This is a genomic window from Pseudomonas orientalis (assembly GCF_022807995.1).
Lineage (GTDB): Bacteria > Pseudomonadota > Gammaproteobacteria > Pseudomonadales > Pseudomonadaceae > Aquipseudomonas > Aquipseudomonas orientalis_B.
Map to the genome: position 1 here is coordinate 4649044 of NZ_CP094351.1, position 25555 is coordinate 4674598.

The 25555-nt window shown below is 60.5% G+C and carries 21 protein-coding genes and 2 tRNA genes; 11 read left to right on the plus strand and 12 right to left on the minus strand.

Annotated features, from left to right (window positions below):
* Positions 1-73 precede the first annotated feature (73 nt).
* Complete coding sequence (locus tag MRY17_RS20720) at positions 74-1081, minus strand: DUF481 domain-containing protein (RefSeq protein WP_243352777.1); 1008 nt, start codon at positions 1079-1081, stop codon at positions 74-76.
* A 154-nt stretch (positions 1082-1235) separates the two neighbouring features.
* Between MRY17_RS20720 and MRY17_RS20725 the strand changes: the two genes are divergently transcribed.
* From MRY17_RS20725 to MRY17_RS20740, 4 genes are all read left to right on the plus strand, one after another.
* Complete coding sequence (locus tag MRY17_RS20725) at positions 1236-1589, plus strand: MGMT family protein (protein ID WP_124424857.1); 354 nt, start codon at positions 1236-1238, stop codon at positions 1587-1589.
* Positions 1590-1632: 43 nt separating this feature from the next.
* A complete protein-coding gene (locus MRY17_RS20730) occupies positions 1633-3165 on the plus strand; it encodes an AmpG family muropeptide MFS transporter (protein ID WP_057723903.1) in 1533 nt (510 codons plus the stop codon).
* Between the two features lie 204 nt (positions 3166-3369).
* Positions 3370-5085: a proline--tRNA ligase gene (locus MRY17_RS20735; RefSeq protein ID WP_191952364.1), complete on the plus strand. Its 1716-nt coding sequence runs from the start codon at positions 3370-3372 to the stop codon at positions 5083-5085.
* A gap of 20 nt (positions 5086-5105) precedes the next feature.
* Complete coding sequence (locus MRY17_RS20740; RefSeq protein ID WP_243352778.1) at positions 5106-6059, plus strand: hypothetical protein; 954 nt, start codon at positions 5106-5108, stop codon at positions 6057-6059.
* 147 nt (positions 6060-6206) lie between these two features.
* On the opposite strand, the gene dinB is transcribed toward MRY17_RS20740, so the two are convergent.
* Positions 6207-7265 (minus strand): DNA polymerase IV, encoded by a 1059-nt coding sequence (gene dinB, locus MRY17_RS20745; protein ID WP_181284824.1) that lies wholly within the window; start codon positions 7263-7265, stop codon positions 6207-6209.
* Positions 7266-7543: 278 nt separating this feature from the next.
* On the opposite strand from dinB, the gene MRY17_RS20750 reads away from it, so the two are divergent.
* The 4 genes from MRY17_RS20750 (at position 7544) to MRY17_RS20765 (ending at position 12173) form a co-directional block, all read left to right on the plus strand.
* A tRNA-Met gene (locus MRY17_RS20750) sits at positions 7544-7620 on the plus strand.
* 274 nt (positions 7621-7894) lie between these two features.
* Positions 7895-7971 (plus strand) — tRNA-Met (locus tag MRY17_RS20755).
* 279 nt (positions 7972-8250) lie between these two features.
* The gene (mprF, locus tag MRY17_RS20760) at positions 8251-10893 is read left to right on the plus strand and encodes a bifunctional lysylphosphatidylglycerol flippase/synthetase MprF (protein ID WP_181285317.1); all 2643 of its coding nucleotides are present in this window, start codon (positions 8251-8253) and stop codon (positions 10891-10893) included.
* Positions 10893-12173, plus strand: a complete 1281-nt coding sequence (locus MRY17_RS20765) for a virulence factor family protein (RefSeq protein WP_243352779.1) — start codon at positions 10893-10895, stop codon at positions 12171-12173. The genes mprF and MRY17_RS20765 overlap by 1 nt, the downstream gene beginning before the upstream one ends.
* A gap of 137 nt (positions 12174-12310) precedes the next feature.
* On the opposite strand, the gene recJ is transcribed toward MRY17_RS20765, so the two are convergent.
* Together recJ and MRY17_RS20775 are read right to left on the minus strand one after the other, a co-directional pair.
* Positions 12311-14020 (minus strand): single-stranded-DNA-specific exonuclease RecJ, encoded by a 1710-nt coding sequence (gene recJ, locus MRY17_RS20770; RefSeq protein ID WP_181285319.1) that lies wholly within the window; start codon positions 14018-14020, stop codon positions 12311-12313.
* Between the two features lie 190 nt (positions 14021-14210).
* Entirely contained in the window at positions 14211-14753 is a 543-nt protein-coding gene (locus MRY17_RS20775) for a YaeQ family protein (protein ID WP_057723910.1), read from the minus strand.
* A gap of 136 nt (positions 14754-14889) precedes the next feature.
* Here MRY17_RS20775 and MRY17_RS20780 point away from each other — a divergent pair, with 136 nt between their 5' ends.
* Positions 14890-16089, plus strand: a complete 1200-nt coding sequence (locus tag MRY17_RS20780) for a CaiB/BaiF CoA transferase family protein (RefSeq protein WP_181285828.1) — start codon at positions 14890-14892, stop codon at positions 16087-16089.
* Between the two features lie 196 nt (positions 16090-16285).
* Here MRY17_RS20780 and MRY17_RS20785 read toward each other — a convergent pair whose 3' ends face one another.
* A complete protein-coding gene (locus MRY17_RS20785) occupies positions 16286-16570 on the minus strand; it encodes a DUF3509 domain-containing protein (RefSeq protein WP_057723912.1) in 285 nt (94 codons plus the stop codon).
* Between the two features lie 312 nt (positions 16571-16882).
* On the opposite strand from MRY17_RS20785, the gene MRY17_RS20790 reads away from it, so the two are divergent.
* Entirely contained in the window at positions 16883-17083 is a 201-nt protein-coding gene (locus MRY17_RS20790; RefSeq protein ID WP_057723913.1) for a hypothetical protein, read from the plus strand.
* An 86-nt stretch (positions 17084-17169) separates the two neighbouring features.
* Here MRY17_RS20790 and thrC read toward each other — a convergent pair whose 3' ends face one another.
* The 4 genes from thrC to xerD all read right to left on the minus strand — a co-directional run bounded on the left by thrC (position 17170) and on the right by xerD (position 21886).
* Positions 17170-18579: a threonine synthase gene (thrC, locus tag MRY17_RS20795; protein ID WP_191952366.1), complete on the minus strand. Its 1410-nt coding sequence runs from the start codon at positions 18577-18579 to the stop codon at positions 17170-17172.
* 104 nt (positions 18580-18683) lie between these two features.
* Positions 18684-19988: a homoserine dehydrogenase gene (locus tag MRY17_RS20800; RefSeq protein WP_181285830.1), complete on the minus strand. Its 1305-nt coding sequence runs from the start codon at positions 19986-19988 to the stop codon at positions 18684-18686.
* A 128-nt stretch (positions 19989-20116) separates the two neighbouring features.
* Positions 20117-20848 carry a thioredoxin fold domain-containing protein gene (locus MRY17_RS20805; protein ID WP_181285831.1) on the minus strand — a complete coding sequence of 244 codons (732 nt, stop codon included), beginning with the start codon at positions 20846-20848 and terminating at the stop codon, positions 20117-20119.
* Between the two features lie 141 nt (positions 20849-20989).
* On the minus strand, positions 20990-21886 hold the full coding sequence (gene xerD, locus MRY17_RS20810) for a site-specific tyrosine recombinase XerD (RefSeq protein ID WP_124359683.1): 897 nt from the start codon (positions 21884-21886) through the stop codon (positions 20990-20992).
* Between the two features lie 108 nt (positions 21887-21994).
* Between xerD and MRY17_RS20815 the strand changes: the two genes are divergently transcribed.
* Positions 21995-23809 (plus strand): cation:proton antiporter, encoded by a 1815-nt coding sequence (locus MRY17_RS20815; protein ID WP_191952368.1) that lies wholly within the window; start codon positions 21995-21997, stop codon positions 23807-23809.
* 58 nt (positions 23810-23867) lie between these two features.
* On the opposite strand, the gene rplS is transcribed toward MRY17_RS20815, so the two are convergent.
* The 3 genes from rplS to rimM are packed head-to-tail and all read right to left on the minus strand — an operon-like array spanning position 23868 to position 25555.
* Positions 23868-24218, minus strand: a complete 351-nt coding sequence (gene rplS, locus MRY17_RS20820) for a 50S ribosomal protein L19 (protein ID WP_003175895.1) — start codon at positions 24216-24218, stop codon at positions 23868-23870.
* 45 nt (positions 24219-24263) lie between these two features.
* Complete coding sequence (gene trmD / locus MRY17_RS20825; protein ID WP_191952369.1) at positions 24264-25037, minus strand: tRNA (guanosine(37)-N1)-methyltransferase TrmD; 774 nt, start codon at positions 25035-25037, stop codon at positions 24264-24266.
* Positions 25019-25555: a ribosome maturation factor RimM gene (rimM, locus tag MRY17_RS20830; RefSeq protein ID WP_056858695.1), complete on the minus strand. Its 537-nt coding sequence runs from the start codon at positions 25553-25555 to the stop codon at positions 25019-25021. Before rimM ends, trmD begins: the two co-directional genes overlap by 19 nt.

Genomic DNA, 25555 nt, shown 5'->3' on the forward strand with positions numbered 1-25555 from the left:
ATGGCATATGGGAATGGATCTCAACACAAGGTAATCAATATCCGCGCAGGTTGCCAGGGTGCTTGATGCCGCTTTACCAGGCCACGCCGAAACCTGCGGTGTAGCGGGTCTTGCTCAAGCTGCTGTCGGAGTCGCCGCTGATGACGTCGCGCTCAGCCTTGAGATTGAGCGATGCCCATTCGGTGACTTTGTAGCGCAGGCCCATCTCGGCATCCAGGGAATACTCGGCCGGACCGTCCAGCGGCTTGCCCAGTTCGCCGTTGGTGAAGAACTCAACGGTCTTGCCCACCAGGTAGCGGTTGTAGTTCCACTTCATGGCCAGGGAATAGAAGTTGTCCTTGCCGCCATCGGCGTATTCGTAATCGGTGCGGTTGACCAGCGAGCCGAGGGAGAACGCGCCCAGTTCATCGTCCCAGAACTGATAGCCAGGGCCCGTACCGACGGTGCGCTGGCGTGCCAGGTCTTCGACCTTGTCGCGCTTGTACGTCAGGCGACCCTGCCAGAACCAGTGCTCGGTGATAAAGCGGTCCAGATCGTATTCAAGGGCCCAGTTGTCGGTGGTGGTGACGTCATCCTGGAATTCGCGGTTGTATTCGCCCTTGCCCGTATGACGCCACTGGCCGTGACGGGCCGAGGTCTTGAAGTCGATGTCGTAGTCGTTGGTGTCTTTGTCGGCGCGCTTGTAGTCCAGCGCCAGGTCGACGTTGCCCTTCCACACCAGGTCTTCGATCACAGGCTTGGGTTTGAGGATCTGCTGGATACTGGCCAACTCCACGGTCTTGGGCGCTTCGCCATTGGCCAGCACGACTTTGCCATCCTCGGCCGGCTTGAGGGACTTGGCCTTTTCACCGGCGTAGGCGTCCTGCTTGACCAGCAACTCTTTATCGCTCTCCAGGGTTTTCACCTGCTTCCAGTCCACCGGGATCGCCCCGCCGTAGCTGGTCTGGATCAGCAGCTTGCCGCCGTCGAAGACTTTTATCTTGCCGGTCAGGCGGTCACCGTTCTTCAACCAGACGGTATCGGCGAGCAAGGGCGTGGAAGCACTGAGGACAGCAAGGCACAGCAGGGTTCTGGACAACATAAGCAGATACGGGGCTCGAGGTTGGCGAAAAGAAGACGCTATCGTGTTAGATAGCCTGAACTGACTCAACTATTTATATTGAGTTCAATTCTCAACCCCAAGTTTACAGACGTTTCTTACAAAAACACCGACGTTCTCAACGGATAGCCTCACAGTGAATGAACCCGCCGACACCCCGCAAAGCCCCGCCGATATACGCCGCACCGCGCTTTACCTGACATTGGCGCAAGTGCCGCCCGGTTGCGTGGTCAGTTACGGCGAGTTGGCGCACCTGGCAGGCCTGGGCCGTGCCGCGCGGTGGGTGGGGCGTACCTTGAGCCAGCTTCCCGCAGATACTCGATTGCCCTGGCACCGCGTGCTGGGTGCCGGCGGTCGGATAAGTCTGCCGGTGGGCAGTGCATCGGGTGACGAACAACGTGCGCGTTTACGCAGCGAAGGCGTCACTATCCTGAACAATCGTGTTGATATTCAGCGCCATGGCTGGCGTCCGGTAGAGCACAGCGGTTAGAGTGCGCGCTTTGTTTCCGCAAATCTGAGGCAGACTCCAGCCCATGCCCCGTAAAACCTGGCGCGCCGCGCTCGCCGCCTATGCCAGCCCCTCGACGTTAGTGCTGTTGTTGCTCGGTTTCGCTGCCGGCCTGCCTTATATGTTGGTGTTCTCGACGCTTTCCGTGTGGCTGCGCGAAGCGGGCGTTGCTCGCGAGACCATCGGTTATGCAAGCCTGATCGGGCTGGCCTATGCCTTCAAATGGGTCTGGTCGCCGCTGCTCGACCAATGGCGCCTGCCATTGCTTGGAAAACTCGGGCGCCGACGTTCCTGGCTGGTGCTCGCCCAGTCGCTGGTAATCCTCGGATTGATCGGCATGGGCTTTTGTGACCCGCAAAAACACTTGTCCTGGTTGATCGCCATTGCCGTCGTCGTGGCCTTCGCGTCGGCCACCCAGGACATCGCCGTCGATGCCTACCGCCTGGAAATCGCCGACGACAGCCGCCAGGCTGCCCTGGCCGCCAGTTACATGTCCGGTTATCGCATCGCCGCCCTGCTCGCCACGGCCGGCGCGCTGTTCTTTGCCGAGGGCTTCGGTTCCACCGGTTTCAACTATAAACACTCGGCCTGGACCGGCACCTATGTGCTGTTCGGCGTGCTGATGGTCCCTGCGCTGCTCACCACGCTGTTCATGCGCGAACCCAACGTGCCGCTGCGCACCCAGTTGCAGGCCGGACGCTACAGTTTTGCGCACCAGTTGGTGTCAGTGTTCGTGCTGATCGTGCTGCTGGTGTCGGTGCCGGCGATGTTTACCCAGCTGTACAACACCGACTTTGCCAGCGTGCTGTTCCAGGGCGTGAGCCTGTGGGAATTGCTGATGGAAGACCGCGCGTTCCTGCGCGCCATCCTTTATATCCTGCTTACCGCCTTGTGCCTCTCGGCCATGGGCCGGCGCGGCCTGGCGCCGGTGCTGACGCCGGTCAACGACTTCATCCTGCGCTACCGCTGGCAGGCGTTGCTGCTGCTGGGGTTGATCGCCACTTATCGCATGTCCGACACCGTCATGGGCGTGATGGCCAACGTGTTCTACATCGACCAGGGCTTTACCAAGGACCAGATTGCCGGGGTCAGCAAGATCTTCGGCCTGATCATGACCCTGGTCGGCGCCGGTATGGGCGGCCTGTTGATCGTGCGCTTCGGGATCCTGCCGATCCTGTTCATCGGCGGCGTGGCTTCGGCCGGCACCAACCTGCTGTTCGTGATGCTCGCCGACATGGGCCCCGACCTGCAGATGCTGATCGTCACCATTTCCCTGGATAACTTCAGCTCGGGCCTGGCCACGTCGGCGTTTGTGGCCTACCTGTCGAGCCTGACCAACCTCAAGTTCTCCGCCACCCAGTACGCCCTGCTCAGCTCGATCATGCTGCTGCTGCCGCGCCTGATCGGTGGGTATTCGGGGGTAATGGTGGAGAAATTCGGCTATCACAACTTCTTCATGATCACCTGCCTGCTGGGATTGCCGACGCTGTTTCTGATTGCGCTGCACTGGTTCCAGGAGAACCGGCGGATTCGGTTGAATCCGCCTGCAGAAGACTGAAATGTGGGAGGGGGCTTGCCCCCGATTGCGGTGGGACAGCTGAGTATCTTGTAGCTGACACACTGCTATCGGGGGCAAGCCCCCTCCCACATTTGGATCTTCCCTGATCAGATCTTCCCCCGCAACGTCACGCCTGTACTCCAGCGGCAAGCGCCCGTACAATCCAAAGTCATTTCAAGTCCAAGCAACCGACAACGGCCTACCATGCGTACCAGTCAATATTTGCTCGCCACACAGAAAGAAACGCCTTCCGACGCGGTTGTGATCAGCCATCAGCTGATGCTGCGCGCCGGCATGATCCGCAAGCTGGCCTCGGGCCTGTACACCTGGCTGCCGATGGGCTTGAAGGTGATGCGCAAGGTCGAAGCCATCGTTCGTGAAGAAATGAACGCCGCCGGCTCTCTGGAAGTGTTGATGCCGAGCACCCAACCGGCTGAACTGTGGCAGGAATCCGGACGCTGGGAAGAGTACGGCCCTGAGTTGCTGCGTTTCAAGGACCGTCACGGCCGCGATTTCTGCGCCGGCCCGACCCACGAAGAAGTCATTACCGACCTGATGCGCAACGAGTTGAGCAGCTATAAACAGCTGCCCCTGAACCTGTATCAGATCCAGACCAAATTCCGTGATGAAATCCGCCCACGCTTCGGTTTGATGCGCGGCCGCGAATTCATCATGAAGGACGCCTACTCGTTCCACGCCGACCAGGCTTCGTTGCAGGCGACCTACGACCGCATGCACCAGGCCTACTGCAACATATTCACGCGCCTGGGCCTGAAGTTCCGCCCGGTTGAAGCAGACAACGGCTCCATCGGCGGTGCCGGCTCCCACGAATTCCACGTGCTGGCCGAATCCGGCGAAGACGACATTGCGTTCAGCAATGGTTCGGACTACGCCGCGAACATCGAAAAAGCCGAAGCCGTACCGCGCGAAACCTCGCGCCCAGCCCCGGCTGAAGAACTGCGCCTGGTCGATACCCCGGACACCAAGACCATCGCGGCCCTGGTGGAGAAATTCAGTCTGCCGATTGAAAAGACCATCAAGACCCTGATCGTGCACGCCGAAGAAGAAGGCAAGCTGATCGCCCTGGTAATCCGTGGCGACCACGAGCTCAACGAAATCAAGGCCGCCCAGCAGCCTGGCGTGGCCAGCCCGCTGGTGATGGCCACCGATGCCGAACTGCGCGACGCCATTGGCGCCGGTGCCGGTTCCCTTGGCCCGCTGAACCTGCCGCTGCCGATCATCATCGACCGTTCGGTCGAGTTGATGAGCGACTTCGGTATCGGTGCGAACATCGATGACAAGCACTACTTCGGCGTGAACTGGGAGCGCGACCTGCCGGTGCCGACCGTGGCCGACCTGCGCAATGTCGTGGCCGGCGACCCGAGCCCGGATGGCAAGGGCACCCTGGAGATCAAGCGCGGCATCGAAGTCGGGCACATCTTCCAGCTGGGCAACAAGTACAGCAAAGCGATGAAGTGCGAAGTGCTGGGCGAGAACGGCAAGCCGATCACCCTGGACATGGGCTGCTACGGCATTGGCGTTTCCCGTGTGGTCGCCGCTGCCATCGAGCAGAACAACGACGAGAAAGGCATCATCTGGAGCGACGCCCTGGCGCCGTTCCAGGTGGCGCTGGTGCCGTTGCGCTATGAAACCGAGCAAGTGCGCGAAGCGACCGACAAACTCTATGCCGAACTGACGGCGGCGGGTTTTGAAGTGTTGCTCGATGACCGGGACAAGAAAACCAGCCCGGGCATCAAGTTCGCCGACATGGAACTGATTGGCATCCCGCACCGGATCGTGGTCAGTGACCGCGGCCTGGCCGATGGCAATCTGGAATACAAGAGCCGGACCGAAGCCGAAGCTCAACCGTTGCCGGTGGCTGACGTGCTGTCTTTCCTTCAGGCGCGTATTCGTCGCTGAAAACCAGATCAAGAGAAGTCATGTTCAAGCGAAACACCAGAGCCCTGGGGGGCGCTGCCTTGTGCGGCGCCCTGCTGGTCAGCGGCTGCGCCAACCAGATGTCGCAACGCAGTGAGCACGAGGAGCGGGTCGAGCGCAAGTTGCTCGACCACAGCCTGCAGATCGATGTGGGTGAGCCCAAAGTGCTGGAGCTGCCGCAACGCCGGGTTCGGATTCACGAGCAGAAGACGTTCGAGGTCACCGAATTCGAAGTCACAAGGCGTTACGACCGCTACACGCCCTACCAGCCCTGGCGCAAACTCTACGAGATGCCATTGGGCGCCGTTGCGTTGGTGGCCGGCGTGGGCGCCAATGTGGCGAATATCTTCGCCCTCGGTAACTTGCCTGCCAGCATGACGCGCGATTGGCTGAGCTACGGCGTGGACGGCATCAACCCGTTCATGAACGTACAATCCCACGGTCGTGCGCAACAGAACCTCGCAGCTATCGATGAAGTCCAGCGTGACAAGCGCCTGGAATATTCGAGCCTGCCGTGGAGCGAACGCCCGGTACAGGTCACCGCCGGCAAACAGACCCATGAACTGACCACCGACCGCGACGGTGTGCTGCGCCTGAACCTGTTGGACAGTCCGTTTGCCGAGCAGGACCTGAACCGCGTCACCACCTTGAAGATCAGCGTGGAGGACGGCCAGGACGATGTGCACACGGATTCGACCCTGGCGATCAGCAACACCCTGCGCGGCAAATTGCTGGAAGCCCACGGCCTGATCTATGACGATCTGGAAGACGACGAAGTCAACCAGTGGGTGCACCGGGTCAAGCGCCTCTCGGAGCTGGGCCTGGAAGAAGAAGCCAGCGAACTGGAACAAAGCCTGATTGAACTGACGCGCAACGATCCGGAATTGCAGCAGGAATTCTTGCAGGCGCTGGCCAAGGATGCGGGGCGGTTGGTGGCGGATCCGGGAGGGCGCTGAGTTCTCAAAGCTTCTGGAGATGCAAATGTGGGAGGGGGCTTGCCCCCGATAGCGGTGGGTCAGTGTCAGATGTACTGACTGACACACTGCAATCGGGGGCAAGCCCCCTCCCACATTTGAATCTCTCACATTTTTTTATTCCGGTTTCTACCAGGAGAACTCGAGCTGCTCGTTACCGTTGCTCAAATCCAGCAACCTCACCCCGATCCCCAGCAACCGCACCGGCTTACCCCCACGGTTGAACGCCTGGGTCATCAGTTGCTCATAACTCTCCAGATCCCGCCCTGCTCCCGCCTGCTCCAGGGTGGTCTGGGTAAAGTCATGAAACTTGACCTTCACGAACGGCTTGCCTGCCCGGTAGCTGCTGTCGATACGCGCCATGCGCCCAGCCAGGGTTTCCATCAGCTCAGGCAGCTTGGCCAGGCAGCTTGAAAGATCCGGCAGGTCCACATCGTAGGTATTTTCCACACTGATCGATTGCCGCCGGCTGTCGTTCTGCACCACCCTGTCATCGATCCCACGGGCGAGGCTCCAGAGACGCTCACCGAAACTGCCGAATTCGCGCACCAGCGCCAGCTTGTTCCACTCGCGCAGTTGCAGGCAATCTTCAATGCCCAGGCGCGCCAGCTTGTCGGCGGTGACCTTGCCCACCCCGTGCAATTTACTCACCCGCAACTGCGAGACGAAATTTTCGACCTGGTCCGGGGTAATCACGAACAGGCCGTTGGGTTTCTTCCAGTCGCTGGCGATCTTGGCCAGAAACTTGTTGGGCGCCACGCCGGCAGACACGGTGATGTGCAACTGATTGGACACGCGCCGACGAATGTCCTGGGCGATGCGCGTGGCACTGCCGCCAAAGTGCGGGCTGTCGGAGACGTCGAGGTAGGCTTCATCCAGCGACAACGGCTCGATCAGGTCGGTGTAGTCGCGAAAGATCGTCTGGATTTCCTTCGACGCTTCCTTATAGGCATCCATACGCGGCTTGACGATCGTCAGGTCCGGGCACAGCTTCAACGCGTGACGCGATGACATCGCCGAGCGCACCCCGTAAGCCCGCGCTTCGTAATTGCACGTAGCGATCACCCCCCGCCGATCTGCCGAGCCACCGACAGCCAAGGGTTTTTGCGCCAGGCTCGGGTCGTCGCGCATCTCGATGGCGGCGTAGAAGCAATCACAGTCGACGTGGATGATTTTGCGCTGCGTCATATAAACGGGGTGTGGACCAACGGATGGCCAGTATCGCACTCACCCCTGTATATAGCACCAGTAGTTTGAATCTTCTGTCTGAGCGGTAGGAAATATCCCAGATGAATTTGTTTTTTCAATCGAATCAAGCCTTCCAATAGAGCTGAAAGCCTTAGCCTGACTGGCTCCGCAGCCCTTCGACGCCTGCGTTGGAGAGCTAACCGATTGAACCACAAGCGCTTTTGTTAGATTTTAGGGTTGACACACTCGCGTTCCTCTGTAGAATGCCGACACACAGACGCGGGATGGAGCAGTCTGGTAGCTCGTCGGGCTCATAACCCGAAGGTCGTCGGTTCAAATCCGGCTCCCGCAACCAAACATCAAAAAGGCTACTCGAAAGAGTGGCCTTTTTTGTGCGCGCCTGTTTTTACCCCCTCCCCTTGCAGGAGCGAGCTTGCTCGCGAAAAACTCAAGACACCGCTGGCTACTGAAGCGCTGCGTTATCGTTGGCGTTCTTCGCGAGCAAGCTCGCTCCTACAAGGGAATGGGCGGTGCCAAGGCCTTGATTTTGAATAAAACCCACTTATTTGAGCCATTGCCGCATTAACGGTTGACACCTCTGCGCTGGGCTGTAGAATGCCGCCCACAGACGCGGGATGGAGCAGTCTGGTAGCTCGTCGGGCTCATAACCCGAAGGTCGTCGGTTCAAATCCGGCTCCCGCAACCAAACATCAAAAAAGGCTACTCGAAAGAGTGGCCTTTTTTGTATCCGGTAAAAAAGTTCTTCTGAAACAATGGCATGGCATCTTTCATGAAACCGTAGACGGTTTGCAGAGTCCATCTCATTGCACGCTATGCTCAATGCTCAAGCGCTACCCTCTACGACCAATGGCCGCAGTCGCCGCACTCGGTGATCCGCGTTAATATTTGTAATTATTTTGTCCATAGGGATTGGTAACTTGGCTGGATACCTCCATCCTGTCGCGCACAATCCACGAGGTGATTGATGCGCGCCAACTCGTCTGAACCACAAGACACTGTCACAGCGGAACAACCGATTCCTCCCACCCGTTTGCGTTGGTTGGATCTGTTGAGCAAATACCGTCAGCCCATCGGCCTGGCCGTGACCTTGCTGCTGTTTGCCATTGCCCTGATCGCCTGTCGACACCTGTTGCTGGAACTCGATCTCTACGCCCTCCATGACTCGATCCTGGACGTGCCCAAGCCTGCCTTGCTCGGCGCGTTTGCGGCGGCGGTGGCCGGCTTCATCATTCTGTTGGGCTATGAATTCTCCGGCGCACGTTATGCCGGCGTGAAACTGCCCGCCAAGACCCTGGCGCTGGGGGGCTTCACCGCCTTCGCCATCGGCAACGCCATTGGCTTGTCGATGCTTTCGGGCGGCTCGGTGCGCTACCGTTTATATGCACGCCACGGCATCGGGGCTTCGGAAGTCGCGCACATGACCGTGTTCGCCAGCCTGGCGCTGGGCTGCGCGCTGCCACCCCTGGCCGCATTGGCCACGCTGAGCAACCTGCCGGCGGCATCGACCTACCTGCATTTGTCGCAGAGCCTGCTCGGTGGTGTTGCCGGTGCCGTGTTGCTGTTGTCGGCCATGCTGTGCATCGGCATCTATCGCCGTCGCCTGCCGGAACAACCCTACCCGGATAACCTGCTGGTCAAGGCCGGACGTCGCACCCTGCGCCTGCCGGGCCGCCGCTTGACGTTCCTGCAGTTGATCATCACCGCACTGGATGTCGCCGCCGCAGCCACCGTCCTTTATCTGCTGCTGCCGGAAGCGCCACCCTTCGGCCCGTTCCTGTTGGTGTACCTGCTGGCCCTGGCCGCCGGCGTACTCAGCCATGTGCCGGGTGGCGTGGGGGTGTTCGAAGCGATCCTGCTGGCGGCCTTCGCCGACAAGCTCGGCGCCGCGCCACTGGCTGCCGCCCTGCTGCTCTATCGGATGATCTACGTGGTATTGCCGCTGTTGATCGCCTGTGTCTTCCTGCTGGTCAATGAGGCCCAGCGCCTGTTCCAGACTCAGCAGAGCCTGCGCGTCGCCTCCGGTCTCGCGGCACCGGTGCTGGCCGTACTGGTTTTTTTGTCCGGCGTGGTCCTGCTGTTTTCCGGCGCCACGCCGGAGATCGATTCACGCCTGGAAAACATCGGCTTCCTGATTCCCCACCGCCTGATTGACGCGTCGCACTTCGGTGCCAGCCTGATCGGCGTACTGTGCCTGTTGCTGGCCCAAGGCTTGCGTCGACGTTTGTCGGCCGCCTGGATGCTGACCATGGTGCTGCTGCTGGTAGGTGCCCTGCTCTCGCTGCTCAAGGGCTTCGACTGGGAAGAAGCCAGCCTGATGACCATGACCGCCGTTCTGCTGGCGATCTTTCGACGCTCATTCTACCGCGCCAGCCGTTTGACCGAACTGCCCTTCTCGCCGCTGTACCTGGTGGCCAGCGTGTGTGTGCTGGGCGCGTCGATCTGGCTGCTGCTGTTCGCCTACCAGGACGTGCCCTACAGTCATCAACTGTGGTGGCAGTTCACTCTCGACGCCAACGCCCCGCGCGGCTTGCGTTCATTGCTCGGCGCCGCGGTGCTGCTGGTGATCGTGTCGCTGACCTGGCTGCTGCGCACCGCACGCCCGATCATCCATCTGCCGACCCCGGAAGAACTCGAACGCGCCTCCAAAATCCTGATGGCGTCCTCGCAACCCGACGGCGGCCTGGCGCTGACCGGCGACAAGGCGCTGCTGTTCCACCCCAATGACGAAGCCTTCCTGATGTATGCCCGTCGCGGGCGCAGCCTGGTGGCCTTGTATGATCCGATCGGCCCTACCCAGCCGCGCGCCGAAATGATCTGGCAGTTCCGCGACCTGTGCGACATTCACCACGCACGGCCGGTGTTCTATCAAGTGCGTGCCGAGAACCTGCCGTACTACATGGACATTGGACTCACCGCGATCAAGCTGGGCGAAGAAGCCCGCGTCGACCTGAAACGCTTTGACCTGGAAGCCAAGGGCAAAGAGATGAAGGATTTGCGCTACACCTGGAACCGTGGCACCCGGGACGGCCTGTCCCTGGAGATCTGCGAGCCGGGCACCGCGCCGATGGATGAATTAAAAGTTATCTCTGACGCCTGGCTTACCGGTAAGAATGTGCGCGAAAAAGGCTTCTCCCTGGGCCGCTTCAGCGACGACTACCTCAAGCACTTCCGTATCGCGATCATTCGCTTCGAAGGGCGCCCGGTGGCCTTCGCCAACCTGCTCGAGACGTACAACCATGACCTGGCCAGTCTCGACCTGATGCGCGCCCACCCGGACGCGCCGAAGCTGACCATGGAATTCATGATGGTCGGCCTGATTCAACATTATAAGAGTCACGGCTACGCCCGCTTCAGCCTCGGCATGGTGCCGTTGTCGGGCCTGCAACCCCGGCGTGGCGCGCCACTGACCCAACGCTTGGGTTCAATGGTGTTCCGCCGTGGCGAGCAACTGTATAACTTCCAAGGTTTGCGCCGCTTCAAAGACAAGTTCCAGCCTGACTGGGAACCCCGTTACATGGCCGTGCCCGCAGGACTTGATCCGCTGGTGGCACTGGCCGATACCGCCGCCCTGATCGCGGGCGGCTTGACTGGATTGGTGAAACGCTGATGATTCGACGCTCCTGGCGGTATGTATTGGCTTTTGTAGTGCTGCTCGCGCTGATCCTGGGCGGCGGCTACTGGTACTGGAACCGCCCTGCCCCACAGCCGACCCTGGAGCAGATGCCCCAGGCCGACGGCTCGGTGATGACCCGCGTCACCCCGGCCGGCAACGCCAAGGCCCGCGTGGCGGTGGCCGTGATGGCCGACGAAACCCTCACCGACAGCCAGCTGATCGCCCTCAGCCAGGGTGGCTCGGCGCAGCTCGTCCAGGTGGTCCTGCCCAAGGATGACTGCAAGCTTCAGGAGCAAGCGCTGCAAAGCGCCCTGGCCCAGCTTGAAGGCCCGGCGACCCTGGTCAGCGGCATCGGCCCTGGCGCGGCGCTCGCCTGGCGCTGGCTGGCCACACAGAACGACGACAAGGCCAACGCCATCTCTGTCGGCTTCGTCCTGAAACAGGAAGGCTGCAACGACCCGCTGCCGAAAACCGCCGCCCATGGCAACTGGCTGGTGGCCTGGAATGACAACCCTGACGATGAAAGCGCCAGCTTCGTACGTGACACACCGCGTGCCACCACCAGCATCAGCGACTACGACATTCATTACCCGCAAGTGCTGAACAACGAGCTGCGCAAGCAACTGGTGGGTTCGGACAACGGCGGCCTGGCGATTCCGGTGGTGGAAGTACCGGCCGGCCAGGCCAAGGACACCGTGACCCTGTTCCTCTCCGGTGACGGTGGCTGGCGCGACCTGGACCGCGACGTGGCCGGCGAGATGGCGAAGATCGGCTACCCGGTGGTCGGCATCGACACCCTGCGCTACTACTGGCAGCACAAGACCCCGGAGCAAAGCGCCAAGGACCTTACCGAGCTGATGCAGCACTACCGGCAGAAATGGGGCACCAAGCGCTTCGTGCTGACCGGTTACTCGTTCGGCGCCGACGTCCTGCCGGCGATCTACAACCGGATGCCGGCAAACGAACAGCAACGCGTCGACGCGATCATTCTGCTGGCCTTCGCCCGCACCGGCAGCTTCGAGATTGATGTGGAAGGCTGGCTGGGCAATGCCGGCAAAGAAGCCGCGACCGGCCCGGAAATGGCCAAGCTGCCCCCCGAGAAAGTGGTGTGCATCTATGGCGCGGAAGAAGTCGACGAGAGCGGCTGCACCGACAAGACCGCCGTGGGCGAAGCCATGAAGCTGCCGGGCGGGCATCACTTCGATGAGAACTACCCGGCGCTGGCCAAGCGGTTGGTGGATATCATCGTCAAACACCAGGCCAAGGCCGAGTAATCCCAGGCTGCACACAAAACTAAATGTGGGAGGGGGCTTGCCCCCGATCGCGGTGGATCAGTCACTACATCATTGACTGACACTCTGCTATCGGGGGCAAGCCCCCTCCCACATTTGCTTTGTGGTTTGGCTAAGACTTAGCGCGGTTCGATATGCGCAATCATCAACTGCACCGTTTCATTCCCGCGAAACTCGTTCACATCCAGCTTGTAGGCCAACTCCACCCAGCGCACGGTCGGGTTAGGCCAGACTTCACGGTCCACGCCAAACGCAATGCCATCAAGCTTCACCGACCCGCATTCACTCTTGAGCACCACCTTCAAGTGCCGTTCGCCAACCACCCGCTGCTCCACCAACTGGAACACCCCGTGGAACAACGGCTCGGGAAAGTGCTGCCCCCACGGGCCGGCATGGCGCAGTGCACGGGCCAGTTCCAGGTGAAACTCTTCCACCGCCAGGGTGCCATCGGAGAGCAGGCGCCCGGTGAGGTCTTCTTCGCGCAGTTGCCGACGCACCTCGGCATCGAAAGCCTCGGCAAACAAGGGAAAGTTCGCTTCGGGCAGAGTCAGCCCCGCCGCCATCGCGTGACCGCCGTATTTGCTGATCAAGTCAGGATGCTGGCTGGCAACCACCGCCAGCGCGTCACGGATATGAAAGCCCTGTACCGAACGCCCGGAGCCTTTAAGCAGGCCATCACCGGCATCCGCAAACGCGATGGTGGGACGGAAATAGCGCTCTTTCATGCGCGAGGCCAGAATCCCGATCACCCCCTGGTGCCACTCCGGGTCGAACAGGCACAAGCCGTACGGCATCGACTCCACCGGCAAATCCTTGAGTTGAGCCAGGGCTTCGCGCTGCATGCCCTGCTCGATGGATTTGCGGTCCTGGTTCATGCCGTCCAGTTGTGCGGCCATTTCCCGCGCTGCGGCAATATCGGTGGTCAGCAGGCATTCGATGCCCAGGCTCATATCGTCCAGGCGCCCGGCCGCATTGAGCCGTGGGCCAAGGATGAAGCCCAGGTCGGTGGAGGTGATGCGGGCATGGTCGCGCTTGGCCACTTCGAGGATCGCCTTGATCCCCGGCCGTGCGCGGCCGGCGCGGATACGCTCCAACCCTTGATGCACCAGGATACGGTTGTTGGCGTCCAGCGGCACGACGTCGGCGACGCTGCCCAGGGCCACCAGGTCGAGCAGTTCGCCAATGTTCGGCTGCGGGCTTTTGTCATACCAACCCAGGCTGCGCAAACGCGCGCGCAGGGCCATCAGTACGTAGAAGATCACGCCCACACCGGCCAACGCCTTGCTGGGGAACGTACAGCCTGGCTGGTTCGGATTGACGATCGCGTCCGCCGCCGGCAGTTCGTCGCCCGGCAAATGGTGATCGGTCACCAGCACCTTCAGCCCCGCCGCCTTCGCCGCCGCCACGCCTTCGACGCTGGAGATACCGTTGTCCACGGTGATCAGCAACTGCGGTTCGCGCTGCAGCGCCACCGCAACGATCTCCGGCGTGAGGCCGTAACCGTATTCGAAACGGTTGGGCACCAGGTAATCGACATGCGCCGCACCGAGCAAACGCAGGCCCAGTGTGCCTACGGTGCTGGCGGTGGCGCCGTCGGCGTCGAAGTCACCGACGATCAGGATGCGCTGGCGCTGCTCCAGCGCCGTCACCAGCAGGTCGACGGCGGCATCGATGCCCTTGAGCTGCTGATAGGGAATCAACCGCGCCAGGCTCTTGTCCAGCTCGGCTTCCGATTGCACCCCGCGCGCGGCATAGAGACGGGTCAGCAGCGGCGGCAATTCACCGAGGAATGGCAGGACGGCGGGCAAGGGACGGGGATCGATACGCATACGGGGGTGATGACTTCTCTACTGATTCAACGGATAAACAACAATTCAAAATTCAACAAAGATCAAATGTGGGAGGGGCGGTGCGACGATTCGACTTGCCCCCCGATAGCGATCTATCAGCCAGCTTATCTGTAGCTGATCCACCGCCATCGGGGGCAAGTCGAATCGTCGCACCGCCCCTCCCACATTTTCAATCACGCCCGCCCACCAGCCACTGCAACTGCACTTCATGCTGGCCACGGTCATCGGTGACGAAGATCGTGCCTTCGCTGATCATCACATCCCACTTGATCACGCGCGGCATGTCCTTGGCCAGGACCTCCAGGATCTCCTGCGGCACGGCAGCGATGTGCACGTTTTTCAGGTTATTCGCCACCGGCACCACCTTGCCTTCCCACACCCGCAGGCTGCCGTAGGCCAGCAGGCTGGTGCGTTCAGTGCGGCGCGAGCACCAGGTCAGGCGGTCTGCATCCGGTTGGCCCACTTCGATCCAGTGCAATACCCGATCATCCAGGCTCTTTTCCCACAGGGCCGGCTCGTCGACATCCGACAAACCACGGCCGAACGCCAACTGCTCGTTGTACCAGAGGGCGTAGGCCAGCAGGCGCACGGTCATGCGCTCTTCGGTCTCCGAAGGGTGGCGGGCGATGGTCTGTTTGACGCTCTCGTACACCGAACGGTCAAGGTCGGTTAGGTTGAGTTCGAATTTGTAGGTCGTGGACGGCTGGGCCATGAACGGGCTCTGGAGACAAGGAAAGGCGGCCAGTCTAACCGATGGCGAGGCCAATCAACGAATACTGCGCTGCATCCGGGCTGCTCGCCTATGTTAAAAAGCAGTACGTCACCGTCCCGCGCGCTCAAGGATCCCCATGTCGCTTAATGCCAAACCGCTTGCCGGCCTGAAAGTCATCGAACTCGGCACCTTGATTGCCGGCCCGTTTGCCTCACGTATCTGCGCCGAGTTCGGCGCCGAGGTGATCAAGGTCGAATCCCCGGACGGCGGCGACCCGCTGCGCAAATGGCGCAAGTTGTATGAAGGCACCTCACTGTGGTGGTTTGTGCAGGCCCGTAACAAGCAGTCGCTGACCCTCAACCTGAAACACCCGGATGGCCTGGCGATCCTCAAGCAATTGTTGGCCGACGCCGACATTCTGATCGAGAACTTCCGCCCCGGCGTGCTGGAAAAGCTCGGCCTGAGCTGGGAAACCCTGCACGCCCTGAACCCAAGGCTGGTAATGGTGCGCCTCTCGGGCTTCGGCCAGACCGGGCCGATGAAGGACCAACCGGGGTTCGGCGCGGTGGGCGAATCCATGGGCGGCTTGCGTTACATCACCGGCTTCGAAGACCGTCCGCCCGTGCGCACCGGAATTTCCATCGGCGACTCGATTGCCGCGCTGTGGGCGGTGATCGGCGCGCTGATGGCCCTGCGTCATCGCGAGGTCAACGGTGGCCTGGGCCAGGTCGTGGATGTGGCGCTGTACGAAGCCATCTTCGCCATGATGGAAAGCATGATTCCCGAGTTCGACGTGTTCGGCTTCATTCGCGAACGCACCGGCAACATCATGCCCGGTATCACCCCCTCTTCGATCCACACCAGCGCCGATGGCAAGCATGTGCAGATCGGCGCCAATGGCGATGCGATCTTCAAGCGCTTCATGGCCGCCATCGGCCGCGACGACCTGGCGAACGATCCGGCGCTCGCCAGCAATGACGGGCGTGACAGCCGCCGTGATGAGCTGTACGGGGTGATTGATCGCTGGGTCAACACTCTGCCGCTGGAGCAGGTCATGGCGCAGTTGAACCAGGCCCAAGTGCCCGCCAGCCGCATCTACAGTGCCGAGGACATGCTGGGCGACCCGCAATTCCTGGCCCGGGAAATGTTCCTGAGCGCGCACCTGCCGGACGGCAAGGATTTCAAGATGCCGGGCATCGTGCCCAAGCTGTCGGATACCCCAGGCAGCTGTGAATGGGTGGGGCCGCAATTGGGCGAGCACAACAGTGTGCTGCTCAACGCCCTGGGCTATGACGCGGCTGCTATTGCCCGCTTGCGTGCGGATGGCGCGATCTGATCCTGCACCTGGGAGCGCCGCCGCGCCAAATCCCAGGCAAAAAGAAACCCCGAGGAGTGGGGAGACAACTCGGGGTTAAACGTGATCTACAAAGACCAGTACAACAAGCCACAAACACCGGAGCACAATGTTTGCTCTTGCTGTTACAAACTCTGACCGGCCGTGTTGTAGGAAGTTTCGAACGATAAATAATTCTTCATGCGCAGACCGGAGTTCTTGTCATGGCGGCGTTTCGCAGGGCTGCAATGACCGAGGGCTCGAGTCGACCTTCAGCGATTTTCAAATCACGCAGCAGGCAATCCACCACATCCACCAGCGCGCGTTTGTCGGTCAACTGAGCGCGGTTGACTTCGCGCTCGACCATGATGGCGCCACCAGGGTTCTTCACGGTCACCAGGCATTCGCCCTGCACACCAGCGGTGGTCAGCGTAACCAGATAAGGGCTCAGTGCTTCTTCGAGCAACAGGCTGATACTTTCCATCTCGATCACCACTCAATAGTTCGGGAACAATCGTTTCAACGGGTGCTGCATCTCTCCTAAGTGACTGGTTGTGACGTAGGAAAGTTCGCTTTTTCGTCTTTCAAGGGTTGTCCGGGGATGACGTCTCCAGCATGCGCTTGCAACATGACAGGTAAAAAACGGCGGCACATAACTGCTTACGCAATGGGTTGCGGTTTTGGGGTACGCCGAGCGCGCAGGCCAGGAGTGAATCCTATACTCGGTGAGCGCTGATCACTCTGCCGTCCGGACGGAGTGCATGTCATAAGGCCCTTATTGCGAAGGATAAAGATGATGTTGGAGCACAATGAACAACAAGCGTCGATCGAAAAAATTCACGCGGACATATCACGCATTTATGCCGAACAACGCAAGTTCAATGCTGAAGTCCACAAGATAACCCGTGAGATTTTCTGGTACCCCGTGGGCATCGCAATAGGCTTCTTTACCGCTGTTGGTACGGTAATGGCGCTGGCGCATAAGCTGCTCACGTAAACGATATGACTGCCGGGCCTGCCACAAATAAAAAACGCCGCTGACCCAGGGAAGGGAAAGCGGCGTTTTTGTCTGCGCAGCGTGCCTTACAGCGGCTTGCCCCGGTTGCCATGCTGGCTGACAAACGCCTGCACAGCTTTCAGGTCGTTAGCCAGCACCGTGCAACGCTCTTCGCGCTCGAACAGATCCGCCAGGTGCTGCGGCAGCTCCAGCGCTTTGCCAACGCCCGCCTTCTCCACCGCTTCCGGAAACTTCACGGGATGAGCGGTACCCAGGATCACCATCGGGATATCCAGGCTGCGACGGCACTCGCGGGCAGCCTTCACACCGATGGCCGTGTGCGGGTCCAGCAGTTCGCCGGTCTGGGCGTAGACCTCAGCGATGGTTTCGCATGTCTGGGCGTCGTCCACGGCCAGGGAGTCGAACAGCTTGCGGGTCTCGGTCCAGCGCTCCTGCTCGACGCTGAAACCGCCACCTTGCTTGAAGCTGTTCATCAGCTCGGCCAACGCCGCGCCATTGCGGCCGTGCATGTCGAACAGCAGGCGTTCGAAATTCGACGAGACCATGATGTCCATCGACGGCGACAGCGTGGCGTGCAGGGTTTCCTTGACATACCCGTTGCCGCTCATGAAGCGGTGCAGGATGTCGTTGCGGTTGGTCGCGACGATCAACTGATTGATTGGCAGGCCCATGTTGCGCGCCAGGTAGCCGGCGAAGATGTCGCCGAAGTTGCCGGTCGGCACCGAGAACGACACCGAACGCGCCGGGCCGCCCAACTGCAGGGAAGCGTGGAAGTAGTAGACGATCTGGGCCATGATCCGCGCCCAGTTGATCGAGTTCACCGCCACCAGGCGCGTGCCCTTGAGGAAGCTCTGGTCGGCGAAGCTGTTCTTGACCATTTCCTGGCAGTCATCGAAGTTGCCTTCGATGGCGATGTTGTGGATGTTCTCACCGAAAATGGTGGTCATCTGGCGACGCTGCACCTCCGACACGCGCTGGTGCGGGTGCAGGATGAAGATGTCGACGTTTTCGCAGTGCTTGCACCCTTCGATGGCCGCCGAACCGGTATCACCGGACGTAGCGCCCATGATCACCACGCGCTCGCCGCGTTTTTCCAGTACGTAGTCGAGCAGGCGACCGAGCAATTGCAGGGCAAAGTCCTTGAACGCCAGGGTCGGGCCGTGGAACAACTCAAGCACCCACTCGTTGCCGTTCAATTGGCGCAGGGGCGCGATGGCGCTGTGGGAAAACACGCCGTACGTTTCTTCGAGGATCTTCTTGAAATCCGCATCCGGAATGCTGCCGGTGACGAACGGGCGCATCACCCGGAACGCCAGCTCGTGGTAAGGCAGGCCGGCCCAGGAAGCGATTTCTTCCTGGGTGAAGCGTGGCAGGTTTTCCGGCACGTACAGGCCGCCGTCGGTGGCAAGGCCTGTGAGCAAGACGTCTTCGAAATTCAGGGCCGGTGCCTGGCCGCGGGTGCTGATATAGCGCATGGGGGCAAACCTTCGGGTTGGGCTTCAAGCTTTAAGCTACAAGCTGCAAGTTAGAGCAGATCTGCTTTCACTTGCAGCTTGTAGCTTGAGGCTTGCAGCTAAAATTAATTCAAATGTTCGACGCGAATCCGGACCACCGGCCCTACCACGCCCTGGAGCGCTTCAAGAGCCCGAATGGCATCGTTGATATGCTGCTCGAGCACGCGGTGGGTCAGCAGGATCATCGGCACCTGGCCGTTCTGCTCCTCGACTTCCTTCTGCATGATCGATTCTATGTTGATGCCGCGCTCCGACAGGATGCTCGCCACCTGGGCCAGCACGCCGGGATGGTCCTGAGCCTGGATGCGCAAATAGTAGGCACTTTCGCAGGCTTCGATCGGCAGGATCGGGTGGGCCGATAGCGAATCCGGCTGGAAGGCCAGGTGCGGTACGCGGTTTTCCGGGTCGCTGGTCATGGCGCGAACCACGTCCACCAGGTCGGCGATCACCGATGAAGCGGTCGGTTCCATGCCGGCACCGGCGCCGTAGAACAGGGTGGAACCGGCGGCGTCACCGTTGACCATCACCGCGTTCATCACGCCATTGACGTTGGCGATCAGGCGGTCGGCCGGGATCAGTGTAGGGTGCACACGCAATTCGATACCGGCCGGCGTGCTGCGCGCCACACCGAGGTGCTTGATGCGGTAGCCCAGGGCTTCGGCATAGTTCACGTCGGCAGTGGTCAGCTTGGTGATGCCTTCGGTGTAGGCTTTGTCGAACTGCAGCGGGATACCAAAGGCGATGGACGCCAGGATGGTCAACTTGTGGGCCGCGTCGATGCCTTCCACGTCAAAGGTCGGGTCGGCTTCGGCGTAACCCAGAGCCTGGGCTTCGGCCAGCACGTCTTCGAAGGTACGACCTTTCTCACGCATTTCGGTGAGGATGAAGTTACCGGTGCCGTTGATGATGCCGGCCACCCAATTGATGCGGTTGGCGGACAGGCCTTCACGAATCGCCTTGATCACCGGGATGCCGCCGGCCACCGCCGCTTCGAACGCCACAATCACGCCCTTCTCGCGGGCCTTGGCGAAGATTTCGTTACCGTGCACGGCGATCAGCGCCTTGTTGGCGGTGACCACGTGCTTGCCGTTCTCGATGGCCTTGAGCACCAGTTCGCGGGCCACGGTATAGCCGCCTACCAGCTCGATGACAATATCGATGTCAGGGTTGGTGGCCACGGCGAACACATCGTGGGTAATCGCAATACCGGTCGTTTCGAACTGAGGCTTCGGCGAACGCGTGGCGATCTGCGCCACTTCAATCTCGCGCCCTGCACGGCGGGAAATTTCTTCAGCGTTACGCTGAAGTACGTTGAAGGTGCCGCCACCGACGGTCCCTAACCCACAGATGCCTACTTTGACCGGTTTCACTGAAAACTCCCCATGAAACGGCCGACGCAAGGTCGGCCGTGGAACACAGCCGCACAACTGCGGCTCTCAATTAATGACCCGCCGACAGTTCGGCGGACCATGCTCGTCAAAGGCTCGACGATTAATGCTTACTTGGCACCCAGTGCCAGTTTGGCAACTTGTGGTGCCGGCTGGTAGCCCGGAATCACCTGGCCGTCAGCCAAAACGATGGCCGGTGTGCCGTTCACACCGATGGACTGGCCCAGGGCGAACTGCTTGGAAACCGGATTGGCGCATTTGGCCGCCTTGATTTCCTTGCCATCGACCATCTTGTCCATGGCCGCTTTCTTGTCGGCCGAGCACCAGACCGCCTGCAACTGCTCATCACCCGGCGAACCCAGGCCCTGGCGTGGGAACGCCACATAGCGCACCTCCACACCCAGCTTGTTCAGCGCCGGCACTTCGGCGTGCAGCTTGTGGCAGTAGGGGCAGGTGGTGTCGGTAAACACGGTGATGTGGGTCTTGGTTTCGCCGATGGCCGGGTACACCACGGTTTCAGCCACCGGAATACCGTTGATCAGCTTGGACACGCCCAGGCGTTCGGCTTTCTCGGTCAGATTGACCGGCTTGCCGTCCTTGAGCTGGAACAGGTAGCCCTGCACGATGTACTGGCCGTCGGCACTGGCGTACAGCACGCGGCTGCCCTTGAGCTTGACTTCGTACAGGCCGGCCATGGGGCTGGCGCTGATGCTTTCGATGGGGGTGTCGAGCTGCAGGTTGACCAGGCTCTTGCGAATGGCCTGCTCGGCCGCATCGTCGGCGCTGGCAAAGGTGGAAACCAACGCAATGGCTGCGGCGGCAATAATCTGGGTCAAGCGCATGGGAACTCCTGAAGGCAGATGCAGGGACGGGTGCAGGTACGCCGATTGGAAACCGGGGTGCGGACCGTCGCCTTTGCGAACCGGCAAAGCCTACCACAGTTGGGCCGCAGGGCAGCCCGCAGCCGGAAAAATCGGGATTTTTCAGCCGCGTGGATGGTGCCTGGCGTGCATCTCCTGCAAACGCGCCCGTGCCACGTGGGTGTAAATCTGGGTGGTGGACAAGTCACTGTGCCCGAGCAGCATCTGCACCACACGCAAATCCGCGCCGTGGTTGAGCAAATGCGTGGCGAACGCATGTCGCAAGGTATGGGGCGACAGCGTCTTGCCGATCCCGGCGACCTTGGCCTGGTGCTTGATGCGGTGCCAGAAGGTCTGGCGGGTCATCTGTTCGCCGCGCAGGCTGGGGAACAGCACGTCGCTGGGGCGGCCACCGAGCAGCTCGTGGCGCGCATCGCGCATGTAGCGCTCCACCCACACAATCGCTTCCTCCCCCATCGGCACCAGGCGCTCCTTGCTGCCCTTGCCCATCACCCGCAACACGCCCTGGCGCAGATTGACCTGCTCCAGAGTCAGGCTGATCAGTTCGGTGACCCGCAGCCCACAGGCGTAGAGCACTTCCAGCATGGCGCGATCGCGCTGGCCGATGGCTTCGCTGAGATCCGGCGCGGCCAACAGCGCCTCCACGTCAGTTTCCGACAAAGATTTAGGAAGAGGCCTACCTAATTGCGGCATATCGACTTGTAGAGTTGGATCGGTTGCGATGAGTTTTTCACGCAACAGATAGCGATAAAAGCCACGCACACCGGAGAGAAATCTCGCGGTGGAACGCGGCTTGTAATGTTGCTCGAGGCGCCAGGCCAAGTGATCGAGGATCAGCTCGCGCCCGGCATTGATCAGCTCCAGGTCTTTCTCCTGCAACCAGCCGTTGAACAGGGCCAGGTCGCTGCGGTAGGCCTGGCGAGTGTTGTCCGAGAGGCCCTTTTCCAACCAGAGGGCGTCAAGGAAGCGGTCGATCAGGGGGTGGTCAATGGCGGGCATGGTTACTCAAGCGGCGCGGCACGGGGCTTGGCGCCATTTTATTTAGTGAACTGTGGCAAGGGCCACTAGTCTTTCATAGCCCGCTACTTCTAGGAACAGGAAGCTTTAATGAACGAACAACAGATCTTGTTGGCTTTCGGCGGTATCGGTGTGGCCGCGCTTGGCTGCCAATGGCTGGCCTGGCGCCTGAAATTGCCGGCGATTCTGTTTCTGTTATTGAGCGGAATCCTGGCGGGGCCGATACTCGGCTGGCTCGACCCGCAGGAAATGTTCGGCCCGCTGCTGATGCCATTGGTGTCACTGGCCGTCGCACTGATCCTGTTCGAGGGCAGCCTGACGCTGCACCTGTCGGAATGGAAGGAAATCGGCAGCGTGGTGCACCGACTGGTGACCCTTGGTGCGCTGACGACCTGGGCGGTGATCACCCTGGCAACCCACTGGTTGCTGGGTTTCGACTGGATGCTGGCGCTGCTGTTCGGCACCCTGACGCTGGTAACCGGCCCGACTGTCATCGTGCCCATGCTGCGCGTGGTACGCCCCAAGGCGTCTATCGCCAATATCCTGCGCTGGGAAGGCATTGTCATCGACCCTATCGGTGCGCTGCTGGCGGTAGTGGTCTACAGCTTTATCATCGCCAGCGCATCGGGCGACGGACTGAGTCACAGCCTGCTGACCTTTGGCGGCGTCATCCTGTGCGGCAGCCTGTTCGGGATTGTCGGGGGCTGGGTACTGGGTTTGGTCATGCGTCGCCAGTGGTTGCCGGAATACCTGCATAACCTGGCAACCCTGGCGGCGGTACTGGGAGTCTTCATCGCCTCCAATGAGGTGATGCATGAGTCCGGCCTGCTGGCGGTGACGCTGATGGGCATGTGGATGGCCAACATGAAGGGCGTGGACGTGCGTCACATCCTGCACTTCAAGGAGAACCTCAGCGTCCTGTTGATTTCCGGCTTGTTTATCCTGCTGGCGGCGCGCCTGGACCTGAACGCACTGATCGCCCTGGGGCCGTTCGTACTGATTCTGCTGCTGATCATTCAGTTCATTGCGCGGCCGCTGAACGTTGCAGTGTCGACTGTCGGCTCGAAGCTGAACTGGCGCGAACGCGCACTGCTGGCGTGGATCGCCCCGCGCGGGATTGTGGCTGCGGCAGTGTCGGCGATTTTTGCGATCCGCCTGGATGAAGCCGGTCATGAAGGCGCGTTGTTGCTGGTGCCGCTGACGTTTGCGGTGATTATCGGCACGGTGGTGCTGCAAAGCGCGACTGCACGCCCTCTGGCCCGCCTGCTGAAAGTAGCCGAGCCCGCGCCCAGCGGCTTTCTGATCGTCGGCGCAAACGGCCCGGCACGCATCCTCGGCAAAGCCTTGCAACAGCTGGGCAGCCGCGTGCTGCTGACCGATTCAAGCTGGGAAAACATTCGCGCCAGCCGTATGGAAGGGTTGCCGACCTACTTCGGCAACCCGGCGTCACAGCATGCCGAATCCCATCTGGACCTGGTCGGTCTTGGGCATTTGCTCGCGCTCTCGCCGTCCGGCGAATTGAATACCCTGGCCACCATGCGTTTTCGTCATGACTTCGGGCATCGCCTGTTCGCCTTGGCCAACAGCCAGGAAAGCCGTCGCACCGACAAGCACCGGGCCAGCGGCGAGCACCGTGGGCACTTGCTGGGCAGCCAGCCGCTGAGCTACACCAAGCTCGCCAGCCTGCTGGGGCAAGGCGCCGAGCTGTACACCACCCACCTGACCGATGGGTTTGGCTGGAGCGACTATCAGGCACTGCACGGGGAACGGGCGACACTGCTGTTTGCCCGCGATAACAGCGGCTGGGTGCATGTGGTCACGCCAGAGAGCGATTTGAAACCGCTTGCGGGATGGACCTTACTGGCAGTCATTCAGCCCGGTCAGGCCCAGGAACGCGCCGCATAAATCGCAGGCACAAAAAAGCAGCCCGCAGGCTGCTTTTTTCTGCATCGGGAACCTGGACTTAAGCCAGTTTTTCCTTGATGCGAGCTGCTTTACCGGACAGGTCACGCAGGTAGTACAGCTTGGCTTTGCGTACGTCACCGCGACGTTTCACAGCCATGCTGTCGATTTGCGGGCTGTAGGTCTGGAAAGTACGCTCTACGCCAACACCGTTGGAGATTTTACGAACAGTGAAAGCACTGTTCACACCACGGTTACGCTTGGCGATTACCACGCCTTCGAACGCTTGCAGACGCGAACGGTCGCCTTCCTTCACTTTCACCTGAACGACAATGGTGTCGCCCGGGGCAAAGGTAGGGATCTCTTTGGTCATCTGCTCTGCTTCGAGTGCAAGGATGATTTTGTTAGTCATGCTGTGCTCCTAAGGTAAGTCAATGGACCTACCATCGATACGTTGTTAACTATCGTCCCGCGCGAGGATGTATTCCTCGAGCAGCTTCTTCTCTTCTCCAGAAAGCGAGCGGCTATCCAGAAGATCGGCGCGTCGTTCATAGGTCCGACCAAGGGACTGCTGTAAACGCCAACGCCGGATGTGTGCGTGATTGCCACTTAGCAATACGTCGGGAACACGCTGATCCGCATACACCTCCGGTCGGGTGTAGTGCGGGCAATCCAGCAAACCATCCGTGAAGGAATCTTCCTCCGCGGAGTCCGCATGCCCTAAAGCTCCAGGCAGCAGTCGTGTAACCGCATCTATCAGGACCATCGCCGGCAGCTCGCCGCCAGACAGGACATAGTCCCCAATCGACCACTCTTCATCGACATGAGCCTCAATAAAACGCTCGTCAATGCCTTCATAGCGACCGGCAATCAGGATCAGTGCATCCTCATTCGCCAGTTCGCGGACCCCAGCCTGTTTCAGCTGACGGCCCTGAGGGGACAGGTAAATCACCTTCGCCTTCTCCCCGGCGGCTGCCTTGGCCTGAACCAATGCATCTTCCAGGGGCTTGATCTTCATCACCATGCCCGGGCCACCGCCAAATGGGCGATCGTCCACAGTGTGATGTCGATCCGTCGTGTAGTCTCGCGGGTTCCAACAGGTGAGCTGCAAGAGCCCCTGTTTCACCGCCCGACTGGTGATGCCGTACTCGCTGATGGCGGAGAACATCTCGGGAAACAAACTGATCACTTCAATGCGCAAATTAGCCACGCCTAGAAGTCCGCGTCCCATTCCACCTTCATCTCACCCGCTGCCAGGTCGACGGCCAACACGCACTGCCCGGTATAGGGCAACAGGCGTTCGCGATCATCCAGGCTGCCAGCGCAAGGCTTGACCACCATTACATCATTGGCGCCGGTTTCCAGAAGGTGATCGATTTTTCCGAGCAGTTGCCCGAGTTGATCAATAACCTTCAGACCTTCAAGCTGGTACCAGTAGTACTCGCCGTCGGTCAATTCAGGGAACAGGTTGCGCGGCACGCAGATCTCATAACCGGCCAGAAGACGCGCTTCTTCACGATCATCAAGACCCTTGAGCTTTGCGACCAGGAACTTGTCGCTCCCGCGTCCACTGACCAGCTCGACCTGTTTCACGCTGCCTTCGCGCTTGAGCGTCCAGGTTTTGTACTGCAACAGGTTTTCGGTCGGATCAGTAAAGGAATACACCTTCACTTCGCCGCGAACGCCATGAACAGAGTAAATCTTGCCGATAACGATCAAATCATCAGCAACAGCTGGCGTCGCGTTCAT